This is a genomic window from Adhaeribacter swui (assembly GCF_014217805.1).
GTDB lineage: Bacteria > Bacteroidota > Bacteroidia > Cytophagales > Hymenobacteraceae > Adhaeribacter > Adhaeribacter swui.
This window is the reverse complement of the sequence record NZ_CP055156.1, coordinates 3,767,137-3,792,618: the sequence shown is the minus strand read 5'-3', so window position 1 is coordinate 3,792,618 and position 25,482 is coordinate 3,767,137. Positions and strand designations below refer to the sequence as shown.

Here is a 25,482-nt window from a genome sequence, read left to right as displayed (position 1 = left end):
CGGACAGTAATGCAGGTGATTGCCCTTAAGCATCACCCGTTTTTTTAAATTTCCGGATTTACCAGGTATGGTAAACGGGCCTCTTAAATCCTTACTTATGAATTCCATCGGCACATTCTTCGGAGTACTGTTAGTTTCCTGGCTTTTGCAAAGCATTCCGGTTTTTAGTCAGGTTAACAACGCTAAACCTTTGCGGGTTGGTATTGCCGGATTAGTGCACGGCCACGTAGGCTGGGTATTCGACAGCCACAAGCGCGGCGACATTCAAATTATAGGTATTGCCGAAGCGGATGCCGAACTAGCTGACCGGTATATAAAAAAGTACAACTTGCCTAAAAGCCTGGTTTATTCCGATTTAAATACCATGCTGGATAAAACCAAACCTGAAGCGATTACGGCCTTTAATTCAATCTTTAACCACTTAGCGGTAGTGCAGGCTTGTGCGCCGCGGGGTATTCATGTAATGGTAGAAAAACCTTTGGCCGTTAGTTTGGAACATGCCCGGCAAATGGAAGCTTTAGCTAAAAAGCACAACATTCATCTGTTAACCAATTACGAAACTACCTGGTACGGCAGCAATCACAAAGCCTATGATTTGGTACACACCGATAAAGCAATTGGTAGCATTCGCAAAATGGTAGTACACGATGGGCATCAGGGACCGAAAGAAATTGGCGTTGGCCCGGAGTTTCTGGCCTGGCTCACCGACCCGGTACAAAATGGCGGCGGCGCTTTAATAGATTTTGGTTGTTACGGCGCTAATTTAATAACGTGGCTGATGCAGGAACAACGGCCGATATCAGTTACGGCGGTAACCCAGCAATTAAAACCCGATATTTACCCCAAAGTAGATGATGAAGCCACTATTTTGGTAACTTATCCGGGTGCGCAAGGTATTATCCAAGGCTCCTGGAACTGGCCTTACGGCCGGAAAGATATGGAAGTTTACGGCCAAACCGGCGCCGTTACTACAATAGACAATACCAAAATGCAGTTGCGCTTAAAACCAGATGAGCCCGCCCAGGCTTACCAGGCCCCCGCCCGCCCTGCGCCCTACGACGATCCTTTCCGGTACTTAACGGCAGTAGTAGGAGGTAAAATTAAACCCGTTCATGATTTGTCTTCCTTACCTAATAACATGATTGTGGTCGAGATTTTAGATGCTGCCCGTCAATCGGCCAAGACCGGGAAAACGATTTATTTAGACCCGCAAAAAACAAAGTAAGAAGTCGTTTTACATATTTAAACAGCTTTAAGAACAACCACCCCCTAGCCCTCCTAAAATAAGGCCGGGAGCTTTTTACCTAAACTTTCCAGATATAATTGTTTTATATCTTTAACAGATATGGGAGCTGTTTCACATTTTACAAGAAAATTAAAAAATTGCCCTCGATGGTGTCCAGCCTACTAATACCGGATAGCTCCGCAAAAATACGGTTGGCAAAAACCTATCATTCGTACTTTTTATTATCAAATTTAAAAATACAGAAACATTGCGTATTTTACTCTAGTAAACCTGCCCTATAGAACAGCTTCTTGATTTTGAACTGTTTACAAACCTTACCATTTTATTTTTTTAGAATTTTCATTTCCAGAGTAGTTCAACTCTTGCATCCCGGATTAAACTGCTGTCTTCTAATTTTATCTCCTCTCTATTTAATATCAAGTCTCCAAAGCACTTTTTTACCGCGACCCAATACATACGGCTACGCACCTAATGGTAAAACAATCAAATTTTATTTAGATATGTTCTAAATAGTATTGCATTTTAGGTAAACTCTTCTACTTTTGTAACGCTATTTAAATTTAGTCTAAACAAAATTAAAATAAGCCTCTTTGTATTTGCTACTTTATTCTGGTTAATAAATCCAGAAAATACATATAAGGATGCAGGTCGTTTTTAATTACTAATTAAGCTGGATTTACTTGTAAATGCTGTCTGGAGCACGGAATCATACCTGGGATTCCACGCAGAAATGTAGCTATAAAAGAAGAGCGGCAAGTTTAACTTAACAACAGAATTGCTGGTAAGCACTTAAATAAAAATTTAAAATTTAAAAAAAATATGCTGCGAAAAGTTGTTGGCAAACTGCATTTATGGCTTGGCTTTGCTTCCGGGCTAATTGTTCTTTTCCTGGCAATTACGGGTTGTATTTTAGCTTTTCAGCGCGAAATTGAAAACGCAACCCAAGCCTACCGCTACGTAGATTACCAACCCGCTTTGCAACCTTTACCGCCAAGCCGGCTAAAGCAAATTGCCGATGCGCAACTGCCGGGCAAAAAAGGCCACAGTGTAATATACCAAAAAGACCGGGCCGCGCAGGTAGTTTATTACAATTTAGAACCGGAGTACTATTATCTGGCTTATTTAAACCCTTATACGGGCGAGGTATTAAAGGTAAAAAACATGGAAGAAGATTTCTTCCGGATTATGATTATGGGCCATTATTATTTGTGGCTACCTCCTACTATTGGTCAGCCCATATTGGCTTCTGCCACCCTTATTTTTGTAGTAATGTTAATTACCGGCATTATTCTGTGGTGGCCCAAAAACAAGAAGGCCCGCAAACAACGATTTAGCATAAAATGGAACGCTGCCTGGCGCCGCCGAAACTACGATTTGCACAACGTACTCGGCTTTTATATTACCGGGGTAATTTTATTTATTGCCCTAAGTGGTTTGGTTATGGGCTTTAAATGGGTAGCCAATTCTGTTTACTGGACTGCCTCCGGGGGCAAGCCAATGGTTGAGTTTTACGAGAGTTTTTCTCAAGTACCTACAAACCCAGTCCATAAAATTACTTCGCCCATGGACCAGCTTTGGTTAAACATGCAACCCGAGTTTCAGAAAATTACCGGCAGCATGGAAGTACACATTCCCGAAAATGAGCAATCTTCTATTGAAGTAGCTTTTAACCCCGATACTGATACGTACTGGAAAACCAATTACCGGTACTTCGACCAGCATACATTAAAAGAAATAGAAGTAACGCACGTTTACGGGAAAATTGCCAACGCTACCGTAGCCGATAAAATAATGCGCATGAATTATGATATTCACGTGGGAGCCATTGCCGGCCTCCCCGGTAAAATTATTGCTTTTTTTGCCAGTTTGTTCGCCGGAAGTTTACCTGTTACCGGCTTCCTGATTTGGTGGGGACGTAGAAAAAAGGCGAGAAAAGCAAAAGCCCAACCCAGCAAAGTTGCCCAAACAAGCCAATTAGTCGGCGCCGGATTTATGAAAAAGTAATCCGGAAAATCAGCAGCGTAATTTTCAATTTTTTTTAAAAAATAGTAGAGAATAAAACTAATGAAGGCTGTTTTTTTAAATACCGACGTAAAGGGAATTAGAACCAGAGTAAAACCAGGAAAGGCTGTAAGAAGAAATTTTTAAAATTTAAAACTAGCTACGAGTAGAGCTAAAAAATAAAGATGGTTGCGTAATTTGCAGTTACGTGTTTTACGTAACTGCTTATAATTTAATTAATTGAATACCCTACTGCCTTAAGCCGCTTTTACCCCGGTTAATTCCAGCTTGAGCTGTTCATACATTTTATTCCAAAGGTCGGCTAACTCTTCTAACCGGGTTAAATCCAGTTTCGGATTTACCAGCAACCGGATTCTCCAGAAAGTAGCCATTTCTTCAGCAAATTTTAACAGATCTAAGTTGCTAAAAAAGGGCGCTAACTCCGAATCAGTCAAAAATTCTTCAGAAAAAGACTTATTCACATCAAAAGGGCTTTCACAAGATAATACTAAATAATATTTACCTTCGCATTGTTGGTTGGTTAGATCATTTTCTGCAACCCTAAGGCTAAAGCTAAAAGTTTTAACTTCGATCATGTAACCTGTTTTAAATAAACACACTGTAATTGCGATGTAAAGATAGTGTTTATTTATCAATGAACCAAAATAATACAAATTATATTAAAATAACTCAATTTTAACTTAATTAATCCTTATTCATCTGTAGGTTTCGCAATTATTATTAATTTTTGATTAAAATTGCGAACGTTTTTGCTTCGGTTGTTAACAAAACTTTTCAACATTAAAAAACAAATATTATATTAGAATAATTATAAAAACAATTTTAAATATATATTAAAAGTCAATACAATTTTAGTTCTCTAATAAAACCACTTAGCGGCTTAGCAAAATTTTGATAAAAGTTAAAGTTTTAAAATTTCACCTTTTACTTTAATACTGGTCGAACAGCATCTGCCCAAATACGATAACCGGCTGCGGTCATATGAAGACTGTCAGCGCGGTAAAGCTGCGGATTAAATTTGCCTGTAGGTAAAAGCATTTTATTAAAAACATCTACATAACCCGTTCTTTTTTGGCTTTTTAGAAATTCCTGAACAAGCTGATTGGTTTGTTTAATGCCTGGCAACAATTGTTTACGCGATGGGCTCGGTTTTATTGATATAAAAGTGATATAGGTTTGTGGGTTGTTTTGCCGGACTTTTTGAAACAACGCCTTAAAATCCTGAAAAACCTGCTCGGGTGTTTTGCCGCTTGCCAGGTCATTGTCGCCTACATAAATAACTACTTGCTTGGGCTGATACGGTAAAATCAGGCGATCGGCAAAATGGGTTACTTCAAACGTTTGTGAGCCGCCAAAGCCCCGGTTTAAAACATTTTTACCCGGGAAATCCTGCGCTAAAGTTTCCCATAGTTTAATAGAGGAACTGCCGGTAAACACAATCGGATTTTTGGGCGGCGCTTTAGATTTATCTTGCTGCTCCAGCGTCGAAATTTCTTTTTCCCATTTCGACATATCCTGGGCTTGCGCACTGGTAAACCCAAGAACTAAGAATAAAACCAAGGTAAAATAAAAATTTTTAAAAAATCGCATGGCACAATGTTAAATAGTGTGGTTTCGGTCAGATGATTTATTAACCAATAATTGCGTTTCTAAAACAATAGATTGCGGGGTAAAGTCTTCGGCTTCCGATTCTATCTGTTCTAAAAACAAGCGAGCTGCCTGCCGGCCCATATCTACGGGGTATTGCATTACCGTAGTTAAAGCCGGATCCAGAATAGATGAAGTAGTTTCGTTGCCAAAGCCCACTACCGCCACATCATCGGGAATACGTAAACCGGCAGCTTTGATCGCCAGCATGGCGCCTATGGCTACCCGGTCGCTGATGGCAAAAATGCCATCTACCCGGTTGCTTTCTTTAATCCATTGGTTAGTGGCATCAATAGATTTTTGCCGGTCAAAATCAACGTGTTTAATCAGTCTTTCGTCTATAGGGATGTTGTTTTTACGTAGCGCATCGAAGTAGCCGTTTTTCCGGTTAGCGGTTATTTGTAGTTTCTCGGGGCCAGCCAGGTGGGCGATGCGTTTGCAGCCAACTGCTACCAGATGATCTACGGCCGCAAAAGCGCCCTGGTAATCGTCCACAATTACTTTGGAGGCTTCAATGTCGTCGCACACCCGGTCGAATAAAATTAAAGGAATGCCTTTTTTCTGCAGAATTTTAAAATGATTGGTGTTGGTAGTATTGCCCGACACCGATACAATAATGCCGGCCACCCTACTGGAAAGTAAAGCCTGGATGTTGTTGGCTTCGGTTTGCTCCGATTCGTTGGATTGGCAAATCATGACGTTAAAGCCTGCCGCCGATGCCACCTCCTGAATACCGCTAATGGCCGAAGCAAAAAACTGAACGGCAATATCCGGAATAATTACTCCGAGAATATTGGTTCTACGTTTTACTAAACTAAGGGCAATAGAATTTGGTTGATAATCTAATTCAGCCGCTAAATCCAATACGGCTTTTTTAGTTTCTGAATTAATGTCCGGCGAACCCCGCAAGGCCCGGGAAACCGTAGAAACGGAAATCTGTAATTGTTGCGCAATATCTTTAATAGTAACCGGTCTGTTCTTCATACATAAAGCGCTTTGTTCCGAACCCAGGACTAAAGACTAATTCCTACAAAAATGAACAAAATTTTTATATAAAAAACACCTGTTCCTATTATTCTAAGTTAAGTTTCGCTCCTTTTCTTTCGTATTTACACACCTCCTACTTTGTTAGGCAACCCTGGTTTGCGGCCGTTAAATAAGAGCTTTTCAATTAAAATAAAACGCTATAATCCTCCTTTGTTACAGTAAGCCAGCCAGTAGTACGCCGGCATTTATTACGTTTAAACACCTTTGTACTTGTTCTTTCTGAATTTTTAAAATTTTAATAAATAAAAAAAAGGAGCCAATATTTAGCTCCTTTTTTCATCCGTAGAAACTTAGTTTTAATAGTACTTTAATTCACAATTACTTTTCTGATTTCGCTGTACTCGTCGGCTTCTAATTTTACGTAATACAAACCACTGGCAACATTACTTAAATCCAGAACTTTAAGGGTTTGATCTTCGGTTTCGTTAAAACTATCCCGTAAGATAACATTGCCAATTACATTAGTTACTTGCACCTCGGTGCGTTTGCCTTTAAATCCAGAGAGCTCTAAAAAAACTTTTCCGGTACTGGGGTTGGGGTATACATTTACCCTTTTATCGGTATCCTGATTTGTTGGAACCAACACTTGCGGCTTCTCTGACCTTAAAGCGATGGGGGCTTTAACTTGCGCCCCAATCGTTAAGCAGCAGAGAAAGGCTCCTAACAAAAGTATAATTTTTTTCATATATATAAACGTGTATAAGTAATTTAACTTTTTAAAATAACGAAGGTCGCTTAAATTAGTTTTTGTATTTTAGCCCTTAACCCTTGCTTTAGTCCAAAAAAAACAACAGCTTTTATGTTTATCTGGTTAAATTGCTACTACGTACTTTGAAAAATATAATTATAATTGGCGGCGGCTTAGCCGGATTAGTAGCAAGCCTGCAATTGCAAGATGCCGGAGCCGCGGTAACGGTAATTGAACGAAAACAATATCCCTTTCACCGGGTGTGCGGAGAATACATTTCTAATGAAGTAAAGCCATTTTTACAATCTTTAGGAGTAAGCCTGGCAGCGCTTCAACCTGCCACAATAAAACAGTTTATGCTAAGTTCGCCAGCCGGCAAAACCCTTCACGCGCCCCTGGATCTGGGCGGTTTTGGGGTAAGCCGATATACCCTGGATAATTATCTGTACAGATTAGCGCAATCCCGCGGTGTTAATTTTATCCTAAATACCAGTGCTACGGAGGTAACTTTTAACCAGGATAATTTTGCTGTTGAGCTCTCGGATGGGCGCACGCTGCCTGCCGATCTGGTAATTGGCTGCTACGGCAAACGGGCTAATTTAGACCGGCAGTTTCAACGTTCTTTTTTTCAGCAACGCTCACCTTATATTGGGGTTAAATACCATATAAAAACCGATTTCCCAAAAGATTTAATCGCCCTGCACAACTTTAATGATGGCTACGCTGGTATCTCGGCCATTGAGGACGATAAATACTGCTTTTGTTACTTAACCACACGTAAAAATTTAAAAAAACACGGCAGCATTGCTCTTATGGAGCAGGCAGAGCTGCAGCAAAACCCTTATATAAAACAGATTTTTAAAAAAAGTGAATTTTTGTACAGTCAGCCCGAAGTAATTAATGAGATTTCTTTTGCCCCGAAAAGCTGCCTCGAAAACCATGTTTTAATGTGCGGCGATGCCGCCGGCCTTATAACACCCTTGTGCGGCAATGGCATGGCCATGGCTATACACGGAGCCAAAATAGTGAGTGATTTGGTGCGGGAATACCTATACAGCAAATGCATCCGGGAGCAGCTCGAACAAAATTACGTACAACATTGGCAAAATCAATTTGCGCGCCGCCTGCAAGTGGGCCGGTTAATCCAAGGAGTATTTGGCAAACCAATTTTATCGGAAGCGGCGGTTGCTACTCTTAAAATAATACCTGGGGCGGTAAATTTTTTAATAAAAAATACGCACGGCAAAGCTTTTTAAAGCATAATTGATGGCCAGTGTGATTTAGAGCAAAACAATTTCAAAGAATTTTGCTTATAATACCACGATGAACAGCTTTATCTGTGCCATTGGCACTGCTACGCCCCCTCACAAAATAGCGCAAACCCAAACGGCCGATTTTATGGCGGCAGCTTTGCAGCTAAACGCGGAAGAAATCCGCAAATTAAAGGCTTTATACCGGGTTACGGGCATTGCCCACCGGTACACCGTACTGCCGGATTATGCCTCCAATAACGGACAATTTACCTTTTTCCCGAATACCCCCGATCTGGAGCCTTTTCCTACGGTGCAACAACGTATGGCCGTTTACCAGCAAGAAGCTTTGCCGCTTTCGGTGGCCGCGGTTACTGATTGTTTTTCGGTTCTGGGGGATTTTGACCGGAGTACGATTACGCACTTAATTACGGTTTCGTGTACCGGCATGTACGCTCCCGGCTTAGACATTGACCTGATCCAAGCACTGGATTTACCCACTACCACCCAGCGCACGCAAATAAATTTTATGGGTTGTTATGCAGCTTTTAACGCTTTAAAAGTAGCCGATGCTTTTTGCCAGGCCAATGCGCAAGCGCGGGTATTAGTGGTTTGCACGGAGCTGTGTACCATCCATTTTCAAAAATACCGCGAAAACGATCATTTGGTATCTAATGCTATTTTCGGCGACGGGGCCGCCGCTGTTTTATTGCAAGCTCAACCCATGCCCAACCAAAAAAATGTGGCTCTGGCTGCCTTTCACTGCGAACTAATACCCGCCGGCAAAAAAGAAATGGCGTGGCATATTGCCGATCACGGTTTCGAGATGACCTTATCCTCCTATGTGCCCGATCTGATTCAAAAAGGAATTAAAAAACTAACGCAAAATTTACTACACAAACTAGAAATAGAGGTAAGCGAAGTAGATTTATACGCCATTCATCCGGGGGGTCGAAAAATACTGGAGTCCATTGAAAAAGCCTTGAATTTAACTCCGGAACATAATTGCTTTGCTTACGAAATTTTACGAGATTACGGCAATATGTCGTCGGCTACCGTTTTGTTTGTGCTGAAATCTTTATTACGCACCCTTACCAAAGCCAGCCACAACCAACCAATATTAAGTTTTGCTTTTGGTCCCGGATTAACCTTGGAATCTATGCTTTTAAAAGTGCATTATGTTTAAAAACAGGTCTACCACTCCCGAGTTAATGGACGATCCGAACGTAGACACTGCGGCGCTCCGTAGAAACCTGAAAGAATTAGAAATTATAAATAAATGGTTGGGGGGCAACGAAGTAGTAACCGATGCTTTAGACACTTTATGGAAAGAGGGCGTACTTAATCCGGAAATAATAACAACTTTACAAATTGCTGATTTAGGTTGCGGCGGCGGCGACATTTTACGCGAAGTGGCCGAATGGGCTTTCGAAAAAAACATGAATGCCACTTTAACCGGAGTAGATACCAACCCGGTTATGATTAAATACGCGCAGCAAACCTGTAAAGACCTGACAAATATCTATTTTCTGGAAGCAGATATTTTTTCGGCAAATTTTAAAAAAAATAAATACGACATTATCATTTGCAGCTTGTTTTGCCACCATTTTACCGATGCGCAACTGCAAAAGTTATTGCGGCAATTAAAACAACAAGCGCGCCTGGCTATTGTTATTAACGACATTCACCGCCATCCTTTTGCCTACTACGCTATTAAATGGCTTACCTACTTCTTTTCGCGATCGTACTTAGTTAAAAACGATGCACCCTTATCGGTGCTCCGGGCTTTTCGCCGGGTTGAATTAAAGCAACTATTTAAAGCGGCCGGCTTTTCGCAGTACAAACTTCGCTGGCAATGGGCTTTCCGGTGGCAGGCTATTCTTTTAAAATAATCTTTATTGTTTAGCCTAATTTTTAAAAATTCCTTTCCGCAAAAATCATCGTAACAATGCGGAACGATGAAGATAAATTTAAATTTTAAAAAAATAAGTATTGCGCTAATCGAAAGGTATTAGCGTGAGCTTCCACAATTGTCGCAATCTTTTCGGAGTAACCACCACCCATACTTACCGCCACCGGAATTTGGTTTTGCTTACACATTTCCAGTACCATCCGGTCGCGGGTTTTACAGCCTTGCAACGATATTTTTAATCTTCCCAGCTTATCGGTTTCCAAAATATCTACACCCGACTGATAAAAGATAAAATCGGGTTTTACTGCATCCAGCAAGCGCGGTAACACTTCGTTTAATTTTTTTAAATAAGCAACATCTTCTATGCCATCGGGCAAGGGCACATCCAAGTCCGACTTTTCTTTATGCAAAGGGTAGTTATGGTCGCCGTGCATGCTAAAAGTAAAAACCCGCGGTTCATTTTTAAAAATCTGGGCTGTTCCGTTGCCTTGGTGCACATCTAAATCAATAATTAAAATTTGATTTACCCGTTGCTGTTGCAATAAATAATTGGCCGCAATTGCCATATCATTTAACAAACAAAAACCTTCTCCCCGATCTGTAAACGCATGGTGGGTACCTCCAGCCACATTCATGGCAATGCCGTGTTCCAGAGCAAACAAAGCAGCTTGCACGGTTCCGTTCATAATTACCACTTCACGGGTTATTAATTCGCGGCTTAACGGAAAACCTGTTTTCCGGATCTCGGCAGGACTAAGTTCCAGATTATTTAAACGGCGCCAGTAAACCGGATCGTGGGTGGCGGTAATCAAACTTTCGGGTAAAGGTTCCGGCTCAAATAAGTTGGCGGTTTCTATGGTTCCTTCGTGCAGTAGTTGTTGCGGCAGCAGCTCATATTTCAACATCGGGAACCGGTGACCGGCGGGTAAGGTATGGGCGTATTGCTTATTCCAGGCAATTTTAAGCATGCAGTAAAAAATTTTTATAATAAATAACAAAAAGTTCCCTTTGTAACCATTCTTAAATTACTTCTGGCTCATAAATTGATTATAGCAAATAGCTATTAAAAAACGCTGTTTAATCAACGGTTTGCCTTCAGCAATATTGGTTTAGTGAATAAACAGGGTAATCGCCATTACTCTTATTCCGAATGTATTTCTAAGGAAGCCTGCTTAGATTAATACAATTATCCTGTATTTTATTACTTTATACAGAATCTAATATAACTTATAGGATAATAGCTGATTTAGTAGCCTCAAAAGCAATTTATTACTGAATTATACAATTAATTTGTATCATGATTAATCAGAAATCATACTTAATAAAGTGCCAATATATAGCTTATTTTGAATGTATTTTTAAATTTTTAGAATCTATACTTATAGTAATATTTATACCCTACCATTTAAATGAAACAATTTTACGATCCGGAAGAATATTTTTTGGTTGCAGACCTATCAACCAGAAAACTTTATTTAGTTCATACGTTTTACACTTTATTGTTTAAGAAAAACCGGCCTGATGATTTAATTTCCTGTTATTTATACGAAGGCCAGGGAGTTATTGCGAAACAAGACCGTGTTTTAGTTGCCCGGAAATACTTGCAGCAGGCAAAAGAAATTATGCCCAAAGAAAAACAACAAAAAGAGCCAAAACAAGCTACCCAGCCGCGCGAATACATGTACGCCAATCTTTAATGGGTTGTTATTTGCACGCTTTTGATAAATTATACAAGCTGGTTGTTTAAACCAGATTACCTTGCTTCACAAATACTTCTGATTGATGGTACCTCTTCCGGTGGTACATCCTTGATTAGCTTTCGTGAGTAAAAAATTTAAAAAATTCCTAAAATTTACTGGATTTATATAATTTAATTTTTATATATTTGAACATATAAATATTTACTTGTATGGGCTCTTTAATCATTTGTTTTACCAGCGCATTTATTATCTACTACTATTTAAATTATAGTACCTGGGCTAAAAATAATATTGTAACTGCTACAGTGCCCCGAATTGCTCCGCAGGCCAAAGCATTGCAGTACGAGTTATTAAAGCTGGGCATTAAAGCACGATTAGAGCGGTTTACCACCCAGGAACAAATGATAATCTCAATACCGGATTCTAAAATCACGATTGAAATAGAAAAAAGTTCTACCGAAGATGCAGCCGGTAACCCTTTGCACGACTTGCAGCGGACCCACTACTCTTTGGTAAACGGCCATTATACCATCCGGATGCCCTATACTTTAATTAAAAGCAATTTAATGCAATCGGTTAATTATGTAAACCGCATTATTGCTTCGCATCAATCCAATACAGAACAAGTAATTGCTTACCCCTTTGAGTATTCTCTTTTAAAGAAAGCGAGCTAATTTAATTGCTAAAGTAAAGTTTAATATAAAGCAAAAAGGCCGTTGTACCGGCCTTTTTGCTTTATATCGGATTTTGATGCTAAATCCCTTTTTCTATCTTATTCTGATTGCAGTTTTTTATTTACTGCCTTGCGTAAAGGATCTTCCAGATGTTGCAGGGCAGCTTCATCGCCTTTTTCAATGGCTTGGGCCAACTTTTGCGCAAATTCTTTGGCTAACTCCGGGGTAAAGGTTAATACTTCCGGGTCGGTGAGGGCATCAATAATTATCGGGCGATCTGCTTGTAAAGCCGTTTCCCAGGCAGCAGCTACCTGCTCCGGGCGATCCACCCGGATACCCACAAAACCTAAGCTCTCGGCATATTGCGCGTAATTAAATTCTGGTAACACTTGTGATTCATTAAATTTAGGGTCGCCTTGCATTAAGCGTTGTTCCCAGGTTACAAAGTTAAGATCGCGATTATTGAGGACCAGCACCACTAATTTCGGATTTGACCATTTTTGCCAATATTTTTGAACCGTTAACAATTCGCTGTTGCCTCCCATCTGCATGGCACCATCGCCCACAAAGGCAAAAACCGGCTTGTCCGGGTGGGCAAACTTGGCCGCTATAGCATAAGGAATAGCGCAGCCCATGGTAGCCAGCGTACCCGATACAGAAAATTGCATGCCCTTGCGAATGCGGATATGCTGGGCCGTCCAACTGGAGGTAGAACCAGAATCGCAGGCTATAATGCAGTTATCGGGTAAGCGCGGCGACAACTCCTCGAATAATAAACGGGGGTTAACCGGATTGGCTTCCCGGGTGGCCCATAAACTTACCAATTGCCACCAGGCTTTTACATTCTGCTCGATGCGTTGCTGCCAGCTTCGGTCGGTTTTTCGCGTGATGAGCGGTATTAAAGCCTTTAAGGTTTCGGCACTGTCGCCGGTTAAGTTTACTTCCATGGGGTAACGAATACTCTGCATGCGTCCATCTAACTCAATCTGGATACCGCGGGCTTTCCCTTCTTCCGGTAAAAATTCGGCGTACGGAAAACTGGAACCAATCATGAGCAAGGTATCGCAGTTTTGCATCATGTCGTGCGAGGCGTTCGTGCCAAACAAGCCAATAGCTCCCGTAACAAAAGGCAGATCATCCGGTAAAACTATTTTGCCCAAAAACGCTTTGGCCACGCCGGCGCCTAGTAAATCGGCAATTTGAATGATTTCTTCGGCGGCGTGCAGCGCCCCGGCACCCGCCAGAATAGCCACTTTACTACCGGCATTTAAAATGGTGGCGGCTTTCTCTAAATCGTTTGCTTGCGGAATTACCCGCGGCGCCGAATAGCCGATGCCCGAATGGATGGTTTGGTGTTGGTGCGGCGGCTCCTGGTATTCTTTGGTTTGTAAATCATTCGGGATGATGATACAGGTAACCGTGCGTTGAGAAATAGCAATCCGGAAAGCCCGGTCAATTAAGTGACGAATCTGGGCAGGATCAGTGGCCATTTGCACATACTCCGAAGCTAAATCTTTAAACAAAGAAATTAAATCTACTTCTTGTTGGCTATTGCCGCCTAAAGCGGTAAGCGCTTTCTGCCCCACAATGGCTACTACGGGTTGGTGATCCAGTTTGGCGTCGTACAAGCCATTTAGTAAGTGAATAGCCCCCGGCCCCGAAGTAGCAATACAAACCCCTACCTGCTTAGTAAATTTTGCGTGGGCGCAGGCCATTAAAGAAGCCATTTCTTCGTGCCGGGTCTGCACAAACTCAATCGGATTTTCCATACGGTCCAAGGCTCCCATGATGCCGTTTATTCCATCGCCCGGATAACCAAACATCCGGGTTACTCCCCAGGCAGCCAAACGTTGTAACAGGAAATCGCTTACGTTCTCTTTCATCGTTTTTACTTTAGAATTAAGCCTGTTTAAACGAAAACCAGCCAAAGAGTGCCGTAAAAATCAGAATTTTTAAAAATTAAAACTTTTGGTTAAACTGATCATGCTAAGTTTTTAATCAAATCCGGCGATAGCAATAATTTCTTCACCTTCAGGCACAACGATTACCAATGAACTCGCAGAAGAAATTTTTAAAAATTCAGTAAATTTCTTCAACTTATAAACTTTAAATAAGTAGTAGTAAATTACTTACCTAATTTTCCTGAATACTCATTAAGCAATTAAAACAGAAGCGATACAGCCTATTTTTAATTTAAAACAGGCTATTATAGCTTTTCAGCCGATATAACTTAAAAAGAACGATATACACCAAATTTACAGACATAGACCGGGTATAAGCCATATCTATTTAATAACCTTTAATCATTAAGCTATGACCAAGTTTTTATTGTTTTTGGGTTTCACCTTTCTGGGATTAGCCCAAACCAAAGCACAGTTAAAAATGACCAAAGCGGAAGCGCGCGAAACAATGAGCGAAATGGCTTTTACCGTGGAAAAGAAAACAGAGCAAAAAAATCAATTCCAGTTTATTCATTACAGCAACACCAAAATAAACATGAACACCATTTTGCGCTTTAACCAAGCTGATGTTTGCGACCTGCTAATTACCGTTCTGCCTCTATCGGAATGGGAAAAGTCGAGAAAAGCTTTTGAAAATCAGGTTACCACGGGCTTACTTAAACCAAAAGCATCCGGTAAAAATACCTGGATAAAAGAAGATGGCTCCACCATTGTAATGGTACCGGAACCAGGTAAAAACACCTTTTCAATTGTGGTTTCTTCTCCGGCAGCCTAGCCTCCTGAGCTTAAAAGGTAAAACTGATTTGCATGGCCACCAGCGTAAGTTGGTGGGTATTTATTTTGATGTAAAGGGAAAACCAGGATCGGGCTATTTTTTAAAAAATAAAAATTTAGCTTTTCCCGAACCAGCCTTTTACTTTTTCCATCCATTTTGGTTCTTCCACGTCGTTCTCTAATAAGAAGCTGTAAGGCGCTAAAGCCGGCAGGTGGTCGCAGATAATCCGAATAATAGCAAAAATTGGAATAAACAAAATCATACCGGCAATTCCCCAAATCAGTTCGCCCAATACAATTGCCACAATGGTTATAAAGGGGCTAATGTTCATGCTGTTACCTTCCACCAAAGGTTCAATTATGTTATTATCTATCACCTGGGCCAGCACCAACACAATAATTACCGGCAGCACCATGCCGGAAGAACCCGCTACCAGCGCCATCAACAACGGAAACAATCCGCCGATAATCGAACCGATGTAAGGCACGATGGTGGGCAGAACAGCTACTAAACTGATGATAATGGCATTTTCAATTCCGATAACGGAGAAGCCAACCATGTAAAACACTGCTAAAAATACCATGGAGAACAAACGGGCTACTAAGTACTGCGAAGCTACTTGTTTAATTTCTGAGAGGGTTTGCTTTACTTCCGGCCGGTTTTCTGGCTGAGCCAGGTGTACAAAAAACTTTTCGTATTTTTCCCGCTTCCACATCAGAAAAAAGAAATAAAATAGAATTAAGGCAAAACCACTGAGCAGGCCCATTCCGCCGGATAACAAACTAGTAGCAAATTGGTTAAACAATTCGGAGAACTTTGAAATCTGCGATTTTAAAACTTTAATTTGTTCCTGCGGCGCTACGCCAAATTGTTGCTGTACCCATTGCTGGCCGGTATCTAAATATTGTTGCAGCTTTTTCTGAATCTGCGGTAAATCTTCCGATAAACTAGCGGCTTGTAACCCCACTATAAAAAAGATGGCCGCAATAAACAGCAAGATTAAAGCAATGCATAGCAAAGTAGACCAAATCCGGCCAATTCCCCATTTTTCCAGTTTGTTACTCACGGGCAAAAGCATCATGGCAAAAAATACAGCAAAGGCCAAGGGTATTAAAAATACCCGGCCATAGTATAAGATTAATACCGTAAGTACCAATACTACTTGCGTTACCGCCAATCTATTTATAGAAATTCCTGTCATACCGTTTAATTTACCTGTAACACCGTTGATTTTACCACCAACTGGTAAAAACCGGGAAGTACGTTTTAACTTAGAATTATGCCGCTATTAAAGCTGATTTTTAAAAATTTTAAAATTTAACTTCCTCTGCAGCCTTATTAAATACCCCTTTACGTAATTAATCCAGCTTCCGGTTAAGGTTGCCCGAGTCTGGCAAATAAGGAACTCCGTAAATTATTACCCGTATTACTTTTAAACTACAACAATATAACAAGACGAGGCCTTGGCAAGGGGTTTAAATTTGAATTACTTATAAAGTGCCTTTATCTGATAAATACCTTGGGTGCTGATTAGGCCGGAACTTCTCTGGAAAGGTTATTTAGCTTTGTTCCATTAAATTACCTGTAATGTTTTGTTTTAAGAGCAAAAAGAATTTAACAGCAATTATTTGTGATAAGCGTAATTATACCCACTTATAACGAAAGCGAGCATATTGCATCCACCATTCGGGCTATATACCAAAAAGGAACGCGCCAGGCCATTACCGAAGTAATTGTGGTGGATGGCGGCAGCACCGATGATACCGTGCAACAAGCCCGTGCTGTTGGTGCCCGGGTAATTGTTAGTACCCATAAGGGCCGGGCAGTACAGTTAAACCAGGCTGCCCAAGTAGCCATAGGCAATGTATTGTATTTTCTACACGCCGATACCACCCCACCCATTGGCTTTACAACAGACATTATGGAAGCCGTAAAATCTGGCTACCACAGCGGCTGCTTTTTACTCAGTTTTGATTTTAGTCATTGGTTTTTAAAAGCCAATTGTTGGTTCACGCGTTTTAATCCTATTTTTTTCCGGTTTGGCGATCAAAGTTTATTTGTTACCAAAGAAAAATTTACCCAGATAGGCGGTTATGACGAAGCGCATACCGTGTTGGAAGACCAGGAAATCATTAAACGGCTTCGAAAAAACAACAAATTTATAATTTTAAAAAAGCCGGTTTTAACCTCAGCACGTAAGTATCTAACCAACGGTATTTACAAAACCCAGGGCATCTTTTTTTTAATTTATGCCATGTATTTTCTCGGTTTTTCCCAACATCAACTGGTAAGCACCTACCGAAAACTAATACCCGGTAACAAAATTTAAAAATAAAGTTCTGCCTTAACATAGTAACCTATGAAACCCAACGACGACAATGCGGCACTACCGGTAAACGAAAGACCTTTCCGGGTATTAATTATTTCGGGCTCTGACCGGAGGCAATACAACTGCCCCGGCGTAGATAGCAAATCCCGAACTTTAATGCTGCAAATGGCCGAAATGTTACCCGCCGATTGGGAAATTGATTACGAAGATTTAGGCAACGTGTACAGCCGAGCCCGTATCCAAAGCTGCAATGCTTGTGTTTCTACCTCTATGGCGCTCTGCGTTTGGCCTTGTAACTGCTACGAAAAAAACAGTTCTTCTGAACCCGATTTGTTGTGGGATTTAGATATGTACGCGCGTTTAGATATGGCCGATGCCTGGGCCATTATCGGGCCCATTAATTGGTACGGACCTACCAGCAATTTAAAACTGATGTTCGATCGTTTGGTTTGCATGAACGGCGGCAACCCCGACGAAAACACCATTGAGCACAAAGATCCCGAAAAAGCCATGGCCCTGGAGCATACCGAGCAATGGCAGCACATGAGTCAGAATCATTTAGAAGGCCGCACCGCCGGCTTTTTTTGCTACGGCGACGAAGGGGCCGATGAAATGGATGCTACTGGCCGACCTAAGATTTTACGTCATAAACAATACTTCGACCCGGAAGCAGAGCCTTTTGAAAATGAACGCGACGCGTATGCGCCTTTTGTGTGGCAATGCCGCTACGGCGGCGTAGAAGTACCCGATAAATTATGGGCGCACGCTACCACCGGCAAAGGCCAAAAATACAGCGACAACCAAGCCGAAGACATGGTGCAGGAAGACCAGTTTATGCAGGTTTTTAAACAATGGGTGCTGGAATTTACCTTATTTGTAGCCGAAAAAGGCAAAGTACCCCCTAATCAATACCGGGCTTATGGTTACCAAAGACCCAAAAACTATTTAAAAGAATTAAAAACCGGTATCCGGGAATGGCGCTTGCGCTTTGGTTTAGAACCTAAAAATTCTTCTCCGCAAATTCAAAAAGAACTAGGCTTAAACCAAGATACTACCTTACGCCCCCATAAAAGCGAAGGGGAAAAATTACGGGAATGAAATAAGATGTTAGATGTTAGATATTGGATGTTAGATTTTTGTATAATTAGGTAATTAACTGCTGATACTTTATCGTAACCTTATCAACTCGTAAATTTGATTTAAACACTTATTTAACAAGTCTGTTAATCTAATTTTTAAAAAATTTAAAATTATAAACTACCCCCAACCGAAAGCCTTGGTTATACTCAAACACGTTGTTGCCCGAAACCGGATCTGTTTCGGCGTGTTGTGTAATCTGGTACAAATAATTTAATTCTACCTGAAAATCATCGGTAAACTGGTAACCCAAGCCACCGGATATCCGGTTTTGATTATAGACGTTCTGGCCCACATTTTTCCCAAAGCCCAGAAATAATTCATCGAAAAAGTTAATATACCATTCCTGATCATCAAGGGTAAGGCCTTGTAACGGCACCTGCAGCGCAATCTGGTACCGGATGCGGTTCTGGTACTCCCAGCTTTGCACGTTCTTGCCGGTACTTTGCTGTAATTGCCCGAGCCAGCGTTGTTCTAACCGAAAGCGGTGTTGCAAAGCTACCCTCCCCATGGTATTACTTAGTTGAATATCCTGGTGCAAACGGCGCTCCGGAAAAGGGTCACCGGTTTCGGCAGTAGGGTAACCCCCGTAGGGGAAAGTTATAAAAGAAGTATACCCCGCCCCTACTTTTACTTGCGGTAATATTTGGTAAGTGAAGCCAACCCGGGCCAGCGATTGTTGCCAACTCTTAATGTAATCAATGCGTCGCCATTGGTACTCAGTGTGAAGTTTCCATTTTTTACTCAGTGCATGGTCGCCCTCGTAAACAAACCAACCTATTTTATTTTTATCCGCAATCCGGTTAGTCTGCCCTAAAGCAAACCGGATGTTTAAACCCACTAACAGAAACAGAATTATTATCGAACGCAAAGAAATAATTTTTAAAATTTTAAGGCTACCGGGTTGTTTATAATTTACTTTTCTGATATCAATACCTTACGACAATTTTAAACTAAAGCTGTCATGTAGAGGCCTTTAATTTAATTTTTTAAAATTTTGGCTTTTCTACCATTTGCTTAAACCTAAGTAAAGGCTTGGGAGTAGACGTTAAGGCAAACCTTTTATTTATAATACGCTCTGCCCCAGCCATGAAAGACCTGAATACCATTTTAAACGCTCTTACCGAAGGAGAAGACGGTTATACCCGGCGCACTTTTTTAACCAATACCGGTAAAAGTATTTTGGCAGCCACTGCCTTAAGCAGTCTGGCTTCCTGCGACACCAATGCGCAGCAAAAAGCCCCGGGCAGCCCCACCGATAAAGACATTCACGCCAGTTCAGTAACCGAACCCATTGAGCTAAAAGAGATTGCCGATCCATCGGAAAAGAAAAAAGAACCTTTTCCGGCGCCGGAACAACCCGATAAACGCGTAGGTTTTGCTTTGGTTGGTTTAGGCAATCTTACTCTGGGCGAACTGTTACCGGCATTTGGGTCGTGTAAATACGCTAAAGTTACGGCCTTAGTAAGCGGCAGCCCCGAAAAAGCCAAAAAAGTAGCCCGGCAGTACGGCATTCCGGATAAGAGCATTTACAATTACCAAAACTTCGATAATATCAAAAACAACCCCGATGTGCAGGTAGTGTATATTGTGCTACCCAACTCCATGCACGAAGAATTTACTATTCGGTCGGCCAACGCGGGCAAACACGTATTATGCGAAAAGCCCATGTCGGTTAATTCGCAATCGGCACAACGCATGATAGATGCTTGCGAAAAAGCCGGCAAAAAATTAATGATTGCCTACCGCATTCAGTACGAGCCTAACAACCAAAAAGCCAAAGAGTGGACCCGCAACAAAAAAATGGGTACCGTAAAAATTATCGATGCCATTAACACCCAAAATCAAGGCGAACCCGGACAGTGGCGTTTAAAAAAAGCTTTGGCGGGCGGTGGCTCTTTGCCCGATATTGGCCTTTATTGTTTAAACACGGCGCGTTACTTATTAGGCGAAGAACCCGTGCAGGTAAATGCCACCATCTACAGCACGCCCAACGATCCGCGCTTTAAAGAAGTAGAAGAAACCGTATTTTTTCAACTGCAATTCCCCAGCGGCGCTCTGGCTAATTGCACCACCAGTTACGGCGTGCACGAATCAAAAAGGTACCGTTGCCACGCCGACAAAGGCGGGTACTTTGGTTTAGACCCGGCTTTTAGCTACCACGGTTTGCAAATGGAAGGCTCGCAAGTGCAGGACGATATGGAAGTAAAAATAAACCCGAGTGCCGGCCAGAAAAATCAATTTGCCCTGGAAATGGACCATATGGCCCGGTGCGTAACCGAAGATAAAAAACCGTATACCCCCGGAGAAGAAGGCCTGCAGGACCATGTTATAATGGAGGCTATTTACGAATCGGCGAGAACCGGCAAACCCGTAAAACTTAAACGGATAGATAAACTAGATGCTTTTCGGGGTACCGTTCCCGACCAGTTACAAATAAGCTAAACCCAAATTTAAAATTTTTAAAAATTTTAATTTGCGGGTCACCAATTTTAGATCTGTTCGTATAAAAAATTCACTGTCAATTTTTTAGTACTGAAAGCTTGCCCAGGTAAGTTAAAAATCTATTGTGAAGTATGATTAAAAACGTAATTCTGACCCCGCGCTAATCTGGTATTTTCTGATTCTTCCGGAAACGATTCACCGATTTAAACCCTGGAACTACAGCAATTTTATTTCTAATATTAATTCTTAGAAAACCCGTCCAATTTTTAAATTTTTCATTTTCCAGCCTATTACAAATTTACAAGTAAGCAAATCTGCCTTTGTTTACTTAAGTCCTAAACTATAAATTAACTATTATGAGCCTAGCCAACATAGATTTAAGCAAATTTTGTATTGTGCGCCACCGCGATACCGATAAAGTTTATTTATACGAAAAAAACCAGCATCCGGCATTTCCGGGAGCGGCAGAGCAAGATGAATTTACATGTTTTGCCTTAGATATTTTTGGATGCGTAAATACATCCGAGAGCTTTACTTTCAAAAAAGAAAATCTCTACCTGCAACCTATTCATCAAAAAGTCTAGATTTTAATTTAGCTCCAATCTGCAAACAGAATGTTATTGCAAGAAGCCGCTATCTTATTATATTAATTTTTTGGGCAATAGCACGCGGAATCCTTTCCAATGTTAGAACCCGGAATACATAAAAAAAGCATCCCTTTGGGGATGCTTTTTTAAATTTTGTGAGGCGTACTGGGTTCGAACCAGTGACCTCTACCCTGTCAAGGTAGCGCTCTGAACCAGCTGAGCTAACACCCCTTAGCTGGGGCAAAACTAGCTATTTTCTCTTAATCCGCAAGGTATTGCGTAATGGCGCTGTAATAGCAAGAGAAACTTGGCGTTAAATCCTTGAAAACAAGAATAATTATTGGTTAAGCGCCGGCACCTACCAACGCAAACGATTCAATTATTTGTTTGTTAAAAGCCGGTATATCATCGGGTTTGCGGCTGGTTACTAAATTACCATCTACCACTACTTCCTGATCCACCCAGTTTACGCCGGCATTTTTTAAATCTGTTTTAATAGATTCGTAGCTCGTCAGGGTTTTGCCTGAAATCAGGCCGGTTTCAATTAAAGTCCAGGGACCGTGGCAAATAGCAGCTACGGGTTTGTTGGCAGTTAAAAAATCTTTCACAAAGCTCACGGCGGTTGGGTTAGCCCGCAACTTATCCGGGTTCATTACGCCGCCGGGCAGTAACAAGGCATCGTAATCGGCCACCGAAACTTCGTCTAAAGTTTTATCTACGGCTACTTTATCGCCCCAATCGGTTTCGTCCCAGGCTTTGATTTTACCAGATTTTGAAGAAATTACGTGGGTAGTGGCACCGGCCTCTTCTAAGGCTTTTTTGGGTTGTTCTAATTCCGACTGCTCAAAACCATCTTCGGCCAAAATAGCTACTTTTTTTCCTTCCAGTTTGTCACTCATATTTTAAAAATTTAATCCGTTATACATCTAATTAATTGCACTTGTAGTACGGTTTGATTACCAGATGGTTTATAAGGCAGTAAATTTTAAGGTTAAGACGTAGCTTGAGCGCGCTTTAAAGCTTGGGTAATTTCCGTGATGCGATTATGAAAACCTTCGGGCCGGTGTTCTTTTTGCGCCACCTGCACGGCAGCCAGCATTTCCAATATTTCTTCCGGATGTTCCGTAGACCGGGCAGTTTCGGCACTCACGTACCGCATCGTAGACCATAGTAAAGATTTTAAATGGCTCCGGTTTTCGTTATACATCGAGGCTTCAATTACAATGCTATTATTATCGAAATAAATAAGTTGGGTTTGAATTATGATGTTTTCGCCTAAATCGGCTGGCCGCACATAGGCAATCTGGTGATTGGTAACAACCCAGTTGGCCCGGTATTTTTTGGCAAGCTCCATTAAATTTAAAGCATAATAATAGCGGGTATGTTCTTCGCGGGTATTTAAAAAATAATCGAAATAGCGCACATTATTTAAATGGCCCAAAGCATCGCAATCCTGAAAACGGACAAACATTTTGCTTTCGGGCACTTTAACCAGGTTGTCCCTATCTATTTTCATACAAATTGGTTTTAAGATGTTGGTAAAATTACAAGTAGATTTAAGGTTACTACCCGGGTTACACCGGAAGTATTTTAACAAAACTTAATCCCAACTTAAATGTTTCACCAAGGCTTGGCTGAATTATTTTGCATCCAGCGTTTTTTCTGCTAAGCGCGCTTCTACCTCAAATTTATTATGATAATACCCCACCTTCATGGACTCTATTAGATAAAGCCAAAGAAACCGAAAAAAACCATATTTTTTAAATTGCTGCAAATGGCAGTGCTCGTGGGCTACCCAAGCCTGGTTACGCAAGAACGCTTCTTTTTTAACGCCGCTTAAATGAATGGCCTTTCCGAGCACCATTGCCACATTATCAGTCCGTAACACTAAACGGGCAAGGCGGGCGAACCACGAATTTTCAACAATTTTAATTTCGTTAAATTTCATGCGGGCAACGGAGAAATGCAAAATATAGGTTTAGTATAATCCTGTAAAAATAACAATATTGTTATTGTAAATTTCAGAGATATGTTGCACGAAAGAAAGATTTTTTTTCTGACGGCTCTTGGATGTTAAAATTAATTATCTAATTTTAGTCAACAAATCAAGATTGAATAATCAATTTTATACTATTGGTTACTTTTTAAGGTTTCATTTTTAACCTTGAATTTTAAAAAATTTTAGTTTTTGCCAGTAAACGCTTAGCGTATTGTATCATTCTAACCCAACCAGATGAAAAACATTATTTTAGGTAGTTGCGCCGCACTTTCTATGACTTTATCGCTCTTTTTTGAGCATACCCCTACTAATAAAAATGCTAAATTAAATACCGTAGAAACGGCTTCGGTTTTGCCCTTGAACTTACCCGAAGATCCGATTATAACTGAAACTACGGCGCCCACCACCAGCTTTAAAGACACCCTTTACTATAATTACTACGCTCAAACCCTGGGGGTTAAGTTAAATTACTCCGAAAACAAACAGCTCTTGGCAACCGTGGCCGAATGGCTGGGTACTCCTTACCGGAGTGGCGCCGCTTCTAAAAAAGGAACCGATTGCTCCGGCTTTGTTTCTAAAGTTTATAAAGAAGTTTACGGCATTACGCTTACCCACAGCTCCCGCTCCATGTTTCAGAGCGTAGAACGCATTAAGAAATCAGCAATCAAAGCTGGTGATTTAGTTTTCTTCCGTCGCGGCCCAGGTAAACCCATTTACCACGTGGGCATTTACTTAAACAATAACAAATTTGTTCATTCGGCCAGTAACGGAGGCGTAATGGTATCATCGTTAAACCAGGCTTATTACGCCCGAAATTATTATGCGGCCGGTCGCGTAAACTTATAATCAGCTACATTTATAATAAAAAGCTCGGGTACCAGGATGTTTGCTCCTGCTACCTGGGCTTTTTATTTTATGCCATCGTATTTTTTTAAATTATATCAGTGCTTTCGGGTTTGCTTTTGTTTTGTTCATAGTCTTGCTTAACTATTTTTACGTAAACCAGTATAAGGTAGGCAGCTAAAATTTTATGCTACATTTGCTTCGGTTTACGTTATAATAAAAAACAGTAAAACAGCAATTTTTTAAATTCAGCAGACTTAACCAGATACATCAACCACTTGCTACTATGGAAAATAACAAAAGCACCGGCCAGAAAATATCCGAATCCTCGATTTTTAAAAATATTCTTAAAAACGCCGAAGAATACCTGAAGAAACCTTTACGGGTAAAAAAACTTTTAAATGATGCTTATACCAAAGCCAGTCAGAAAAAAGATGTAGGCACCCTGGCTCATGAAGTTTGGGAAAGCTTGCAAACATTGTCCCGGATGATTAAAGCGGCCGTAACCGGCGAGTATACCGGCATCCCGACCAGCACGGTAGTAGGCGGTATTGCGGTAATTTTGTACTTTTTATCGCCGATTGATTTTGTACCAGATTTTATCCCGGTAATTGGTTTGCTCGACGATGCGGCTTTGCTGGCTTGGTTTATGACCGGCATTAAATCGGAAATGGATAAATTTGAAGAATGGGAAAGAGGCAACCAGGTACAAACCGTTCAAAATGCCGTGGTGAGCAGCAGCCAACCGGTAGATACCTCCAATACTACCCCCAAGTACGGTTCTCCCGAAAATAACTATGCCTCTACTCCTAACGCCCACAACGCTACCAACCAGTCAGTTGGCAGTAGCCAGACAATAAACCCGGAAAACAGTACATCGTCGCAGAAACGCAACGAAGACGGAACTTTAAAAAACGACGCGGAGAAATTAGGAGTAAAAGAGTTTACACCGCACGATTTGCAAACCGAAAGCAACACGCCCGATGATTCGGCCATCCGGGCTACTTCTTCCGGAGCTGGCGAACCAAACGTACGCGCCGCCACCACCGATAGCACCCGGATACCCAGCTCCAACGACGCAGATAGCCGGGCAGGTGGCAACGTGCGCTAATATAAAATTTAAAAATTTTAAAAATCACTCTTCTAACGGGGAGTGATTTTTGTTTTTATGCCGGCGTAAGTAAACCCGGTTTATTTGCTATTTCCGGAAGGATGTGTAA

Annotated in this window: 25 protein-coding genes and 1 tRNA gene; 14 read left to right on the top strand and 12 right to left on the bottom strand. The window is 41.2% G+C overall.

Annotated features, from left to right (window positions below):
• Window positions 1-97 precede the first annotated feature (97 nt).
• Window positions 98-1,225 carry a Gfo/Idh/MocA family protein gene (locus tag HUW51_RS15890; RefSeq protein WP_185270611.1) on the top strand — a complete coding sequence of 376 codons (1,128 nt, stop codon included), beginning with the start codon at window positions 98-100 and terminating at the stop codon, window positions 1,223-1,225.
• A gap of 840 nt (window positions 1,226-2,065) precedes the next feature.
• On the top strand, window positions 2,066-3,250 hold the full coding sequence (locus tag HUW51_RS15885; protein WP_185270610.1) for a PepSY-associated TM helix domain-containing protein: 1,185 nt from the start codon (window positions 2,066-2,068) through the stop codon (window positions 3,248-3,250).
• 254 nt (window positions 3,251-3,504) lie between these two features.
• Here the strand turns inward: HUW51_RS15885 and HUW51_RS15880 are convergent, their stop codons facing one another.
• From HUW51_RS15880 to HUW51_RS15865, 4 genes are all read right to left on the bottom strand, one after another.
• Entirely contained in the window at window positions 3,505-3,843 is a 339-nt protein-coding gene (locus HUW51_RS15880) for a hypothetical protein (RefSeq protein ID WP_185270609.1), read from the bottom strand.
• A 349-nt stretch (window positions 3,844-4,192) separates the two neighbouring features.
• Window positions 4,193-4,858, bottom strand: coding sequence for an SGNH/GDSL hydrolase family protein (locus HUW51_RS15875; RefSeq protein WP_185270608.1), 666 nt, complete (start codon window positions 4,856-4,858; stop codon window positions 4,193-4,195).
• Window positions 4,859-4,867: 9 nt separating this feature from the next.
• Window positions 4,868-5,899: a LacI family DNA-binding transcriptional regulator gene (locus HUW51_RS15870; protein WP_185270607.1), complete on the bottom strand. Its 1,032-nt coding sequence runs from the start codon at window positions 5,897-5,899 to the stop codon at window positions 4,868-4,870.
• A 370-nt stretch (window positions 5,900-6,269) separates the two neighbouring features.
• Window positions 6,270-6,647: a T9SS type A sorting domain-containing protein gene (locus HUW51_RS15865; protein WP_185270606.1), complete on the bottom strand. Its 378-nt coding sequence runs from the start codon at window positions 6,645-6,647 to the stop codon at window positions 6,270-6,272.
• Window positions 6,648-6,793: 146 nt separating this feature from the next.
• On the opposite strand from HUW51_RS15865, the gene HUW51_RS15860 reads away from it, so the two are divergent.
• From HUW51_RS15860 to HUW51_RS15850, 3 genes are all read left to right on the top strand, one after another.
• The gene (locus tag HUW51_RS15860; RefSeq protein WP_185270605.1) at window positions 6,794-7,906 is read left to right on the top strand and encodes an NAD(P)/FAD-dependent oxidoreductase; all 1,113 of its coding nucleotides are present in this window, start codon (window positions 6,794-6,796) and stop codon (window positions 7,904-7,906) included.
• Between the two features lie 67 nt (window positions 7,907-7,973).
• Window positions 7,974-9,086: a type III polyketide synthase gene (locus HUW51_RS15855; RefSeq protein ID WP_185270604.1), complete on the top strand. Its 1,113-nt coding sequence runs from the start codon at window positions 7,974-7,976 to the stop codon at window positions 9,084-9,086.
• Window positions 9,079-9,792, top strand: a complete 714-nt coding sequence (locus HUW51_RS15850) for a methyltransferase domain-containing protein (protein ID WP_185270603.1) — start codon at window positions 9,079-9,081, stop codon at window positions 9,790-9,792. Before HUW51_RS15855 ends, HUW51_RS15850 begins: the two co-directional genes overlap by 8 nt.
• A gap of 85 nt (window positions 9,793-9,877) precedes the next feature.
• Here HUW51_RS15850 and HUW51_RS15845 read toward each other — a convergent pair whose 3' ends face one another.
• A complete protein-coding gene (locus HUW51_RS15845; protein WP_185270602.1) occupies window positions 9,878-10,780 on the bottom strand; it encodes a histone deacetylase family protein in 903 nt (300 codons plus the stop codon).
• 441 nt (window positions 10,781-11,221) lie between these two features.
• Here HUW51_RS15845 and HUW51_RS15840 point away from each other — a divergent pair, with 441 nt between their 5' ends.
• Window positions 11,222-11,509, top strand: coding sequence for a hypothetical protein (locus HUW51_RS15840; RefSeq protein ID WP_185270601.1), 288 nt, complete (start codon window positions 11,222-11,224; stop codon window positions 11,507-11,509).
• Window positions 11,510-11,721: 212 nt separating this feature from the next.
• Window positions 11,722-12,186, top strand: coding sequence for a hypothetical protein (locus HUW51_RS15835; protein ID WP_185270600.1), 465 nt, complete (start codon window positions 11,722-11,724; stop codon window positions 12,184-12,186).
• A 98-nt stretch (window positions 12,187-12,284) separates the two neighbouring features.
• Here the strand turns inward: HUW51_RS15835 and HUW51_RS15830 are convergent, their stop codons facing one another.
• Window positions 12,285-14,069, bottom strand: a complete 1,785-nt coding sequence (locus HUW51_RS15830; protein ID WP_185270599.1) for a thiamine pyrophosphate-requiring protein — start codon at window positions 14,067-14,069, stop codon at window positions 12,285-12,287.
• Window positions 14,070-14,499: 430 nt separating this feature from the next.
• Between HUW51_RS15830 and HUW51_RS15825 the strand changes: the two genes are divergently transcribed.
• On the top strand, window positions 14,500-14,922 hold the full coding sequence (locus tag HUW51_RS15825; RefSeq protein ID WP_185270598.1) for a hypothetical protein: 423 nt from the start codon (window positions 14,500-14,502) through the stop codon (window positions 14,920-14,922).
• Window positions 14,923-15,037: 115 nt separating this feature from the next.
• Here HUW51_RS15825 and HUW51_RS15820 read toward each other — a convergent pair whose 3' ends face one another.
• The gene (locus HUW51_RS15820; RefSeq protein WP_185270597.1) at window positions 15,038-16,123 is read right to left on the bottom strand and encodes an AI-2E family transporter; all 1,086 of its coding nucleotides are present in this window, start codon (window positions 16,121-16,123) and stop codon (window positions 15,038-15,040) included.
• 429 nt (window positions 16,124-16,552) lie between these two features.
• Between HUW51_RS15820 and HUW51_RS15815 the strand changes: the two genes are divergently transcribed.
• Complete coding sequence (locus HUW51_RS15815) at window positions 16,553-17,251, top strand: TIGR04283 family arsenosugar biosynthesis glycosyltransferase (protein WP_185270596.1); 699 nt, start codon at window positions 16,553-16,555, stop codon at window positions 17,249-17,251.
• Window positions 17,252-17,281: 30 nt separating this feature from the next.
• Window positions 17,282-18,349 (top strand): NAD(P)H-dependent oxidoreductase, encoded by a 1,068-nt coding sequence (locus HUW51_RS15810; RefSeq protein WP_185270595.1) that lies wholly within the window; start codon window positions 17,282-17,284, stop codon window positions 18,347-18,349.
• Window positions 18,350-18,479: 130 nt separating this feature from the next.
• Here the strand turns inward: HUW51_RS15810 and HUW51_RS15805 are convergent, their stop codons facing one another.
• Window positions 18,480-19,259 (bottom strand): DUF2490 domain-containing protein, encoded by a 780-nt coding sequence (locus tag HUW51_RS15805; protein ID WP_185270594.1) that lies wholly within the window; start codon window positions 19,257-19,259, stop codon window positions 18,480-18,482.
• Window positions 19,260-19,477: 218 nt separating this feature from the next.
• Here HUW51_RS15805 and HUW51_RS15800 point away from each other — a divergent pair, with 218 nt between their 5' ends.
• Window positions 19,478-20,833 (top strand): Gfo/Idh/MocA family protein, encoded by a 1,356-nt coding sequence (locus HUW51_RS15800; protein WP_185270593.1) that lies wholly within the window; start codon window positions 19,478-19,480, stop codon window positions 20,831-20,833.
• A gap of 356 nt (window positions 20,834-21,189) precedes the next feature.
• The gene (locus tag HUW51_RS15795) at window positions 21,190-21,417 is read left to right on the top strand and encodes a hypothetical protein (RefSeq protein ID WP_185270592.1); all 228 of its coding nucleotides are present in this window, start codon (window positions 21,190-21,192) and stop codon (window positions 21,415-21,417) included.
• A gap of 159 nt (window positions 21,418-21,576) precedes the next feature.
• Here HUW51_RS15795 and HUW51_RS15790 read toward each other — a convergent pair.
• From HUW51_RS15790 to HUW51_RS15775, 4 genes are all read right to left on the bottom strand, one after another.
• Window positions 21,577-21,651, bottom strand: a tRNA-Val gene (locus tag HUW51_RS15790).
• A 113-nt stretch (window positions 21,652-21,764) separates the two neighbouring features.
• Window positions 21,765-22,319, bottom strand: coding sequence for a type 1 glutamine amidotransferase domain-containing protein (locus HUW51_RS15785; RefSeq protein ID WP_185270591.1), 555 nt, complete (start codon window positions 22,317-22,319; stop codon window positions 21,765-21,767).
• A 92-nt stretch (window positions 22,320-22,411) separates the two neighbouring features.
• Window positions 22,412-22,936 (bottom strand): acyl-CoA thioesterase, encoded by a 525-nt coding sequence (locus HUW51_RS15780; protein WP_185270590.1) that lies wholly within the window; start codon window positions 22,934-22,936, stop codon window positions 22,412-22,414.
• Between the two features lie 123 nt (window positions 22,937-23,059).
• A complete protein-coding gene (locus HUW51_RS15775) occupies window positions 23,060-23,368 on the bottom strand; it encodes a DUF4157 domain-containing protein (RefSeq protein ID WP_185270589.1) in 309 nt (102 codons plus the stop codon).
• Window positions 23,369-23,653: 285 nt separating this feature from the next.
• Here HUW51_RS15775 and HUW51_RS15770 point away from each other — a divergent pair, with 285 nt between their 5' ends.
• Both HUW51_RS15770 and HUW51_RS15765 read left to right on the top strand, forming a co-directional pair.
• The gene (locus HUW51_RS15770) at window positions 23,654-24,265 is read left to right on the top strand and encodes a C40 family peptidase (protein WP_185270588.1); all 612 of its coding nucleotides are present in this window, start codon (window positions 23,654-23,656) and stop codon (window positions 24,263-24,265) included.
• A gap of 283 nt (window positions 24,266-24,548) precedes the next feature.
• Window positions 24,549-25,373 (top strand): YkvA family protein, encoded by an 825-nt coding sequence (locus HUW51_RS15765; protein WP_185270587.1) that lies wholly within the window; start codon window positions 24,549-24,551, stop codon window positions 25,371-25,373.
• Window positions 25,374-25,482: the final 109 nt, after the last annotated feature.

Coding starts and splice junctions, on each gene's coding strand:
- HUW51_RS15890 (WP_185270611.1), top strand. CDS start 98: ATGAATTCCATCGGCACATTCTTCGGAGTACTGTTAGTTTCCTGGCTT.
- HUW51_RS15885 (WP_185270610.1), top strand. CDS start 2,066: ATGCTGCGAAAAGTTGTTGGCAAACTGCATTTATGGCTTGGCTTTGCT.
- HUW51_RS15880 (WP_185270609.1), bottom strand. CDS start 3,843: ATGATCGAAGTTAAAACTTTTAGCTTTAGCCTTAGGGTTGCAGAAAAT.
- HUW51_RS15875 (WP_185270608.1), bottom strand. CDS start 4,858: ATGCGATTTTTTAAAAATTTTTATTTTACCTTGGTTTTATTCTTAGTT.
- HUW51_RS15870 (WP_185270607.1), bottom strand. CDS start 5,899: ATGAAGAACAGACCGGTTACTATTAAAGATATTGCGCAACAATTACAG.
- HUW51_RS15865 (WP_185270606.1), bottom strand. CDS start 6,647: ATGAAAAAAATTATACTTTTGTTAGGAGCCTTTCTCTGCTGCTTAACG.
- HUW51_RS15855 (WP_185270604.1), top strand. CDS start 7,974: ATGAACAGCTTTATCTGTGCCATTGGCACTGCTACGCCCCCTCACAAA.
- HUW51_RS15850 (WP_185270603.1), top strand. CDS start 9,079: ATGTTTAAAAACAGGTCTACCACTCCCGAGTTAATGGACGATCCGAAC.
- HUW51_RS15845 (WP_185270602.1), bottom strand. CDS start 10,780: ATGCTTAAAATTGCCTGGAATAAGCAATACGCCCATACCTTACCCGCC.
- HUW51_RS15840 (WP_185270601.1), top strand. CDS start 11,222: ATGAAACAATTTTACGATCCGGAAGAATATTTTTTGGTTGCAGACCTA.
- HUW51_RS15835 (WP_185270600.1), top strand. CDS start 11,722: ATGGGCTCTTTAATCATTTGTTTTACCAGCGCATTTATTATCTACTAC.
- HUW51_RS15830 (WP_185270599.1), bottom strand. CDS start 14,069: ATGAAAGAGAACGTAAGCGATTTCCTGTTACAACGTTTGGCTGCCTGG.
- HUW51_RS15825 (WP_185270598.1), top strand. CDS start 14,500: ATGACCAAGTTTTTATTGTTTTTGGGTTTCACCTTTCTGGGATTAGCC.
- HUW51_RS15820 (WP_185270597.1), bottom strand. CDS start 16,123: ATGACAGGAATTTCTATAAATAGATTGGCGGTAACGCAAGTAGTATTG.
- HUW51_RS15810 (WP_185270595.1), top strand. CDS start 17,282: ATGAAACCCAACGACGACAATGCGGCACTACCGGTAAACGAAAGACCT.
- HUW51_RS15800 (WP_185270593.1), top strand. CDS start 19,478: ATGAAAGACCTGAATACCATTTTAAACGCTCTTACCGAAGGAGAAGAC.
- HUW51_RS15795 (WP_185270592.1), top strand. CDS start 21,190: ATGAGCCTAGCCAACATAGATTTAAGCAAATTTTGTATTGTGCGCCAC.
- HUW51_RS15785 (WP_185270591.1), bottom strand. CDS start 22,319: ATGAGTGACAAACTGGAAGGAAAAAAAGTAGCTATTTTGGCCGAAGAT.
- HUW51_RS15780 (WP_185270590.1), bottom strand. CDS start 22,936: ATGAAAATAGATAGGGACAACCTGGTTAAAGTGCCCGAAAGCAAAATG.
- HUW51_RS15775 (WP_185270589.1), bottom strand. CDS start 23,368: ATGAAATTTAACGAAATTAAAATTGTTGAAAATTCGTGGTTCGCCCGC.
- HUW51_RS15770 (WP_185270588.1), top strand. CDS start 23,654: ATGAAAAACATTATTTTAGGTAGTTGCGCCGCACTTTCTATGACTTTA.
- HUW51_RS15765 (WP_185270587.1), top strand. CDS start 24,549: ATGGAAAATAACAAAAGCACCGGCCAGAAAATATCCGAATCCTCGATT.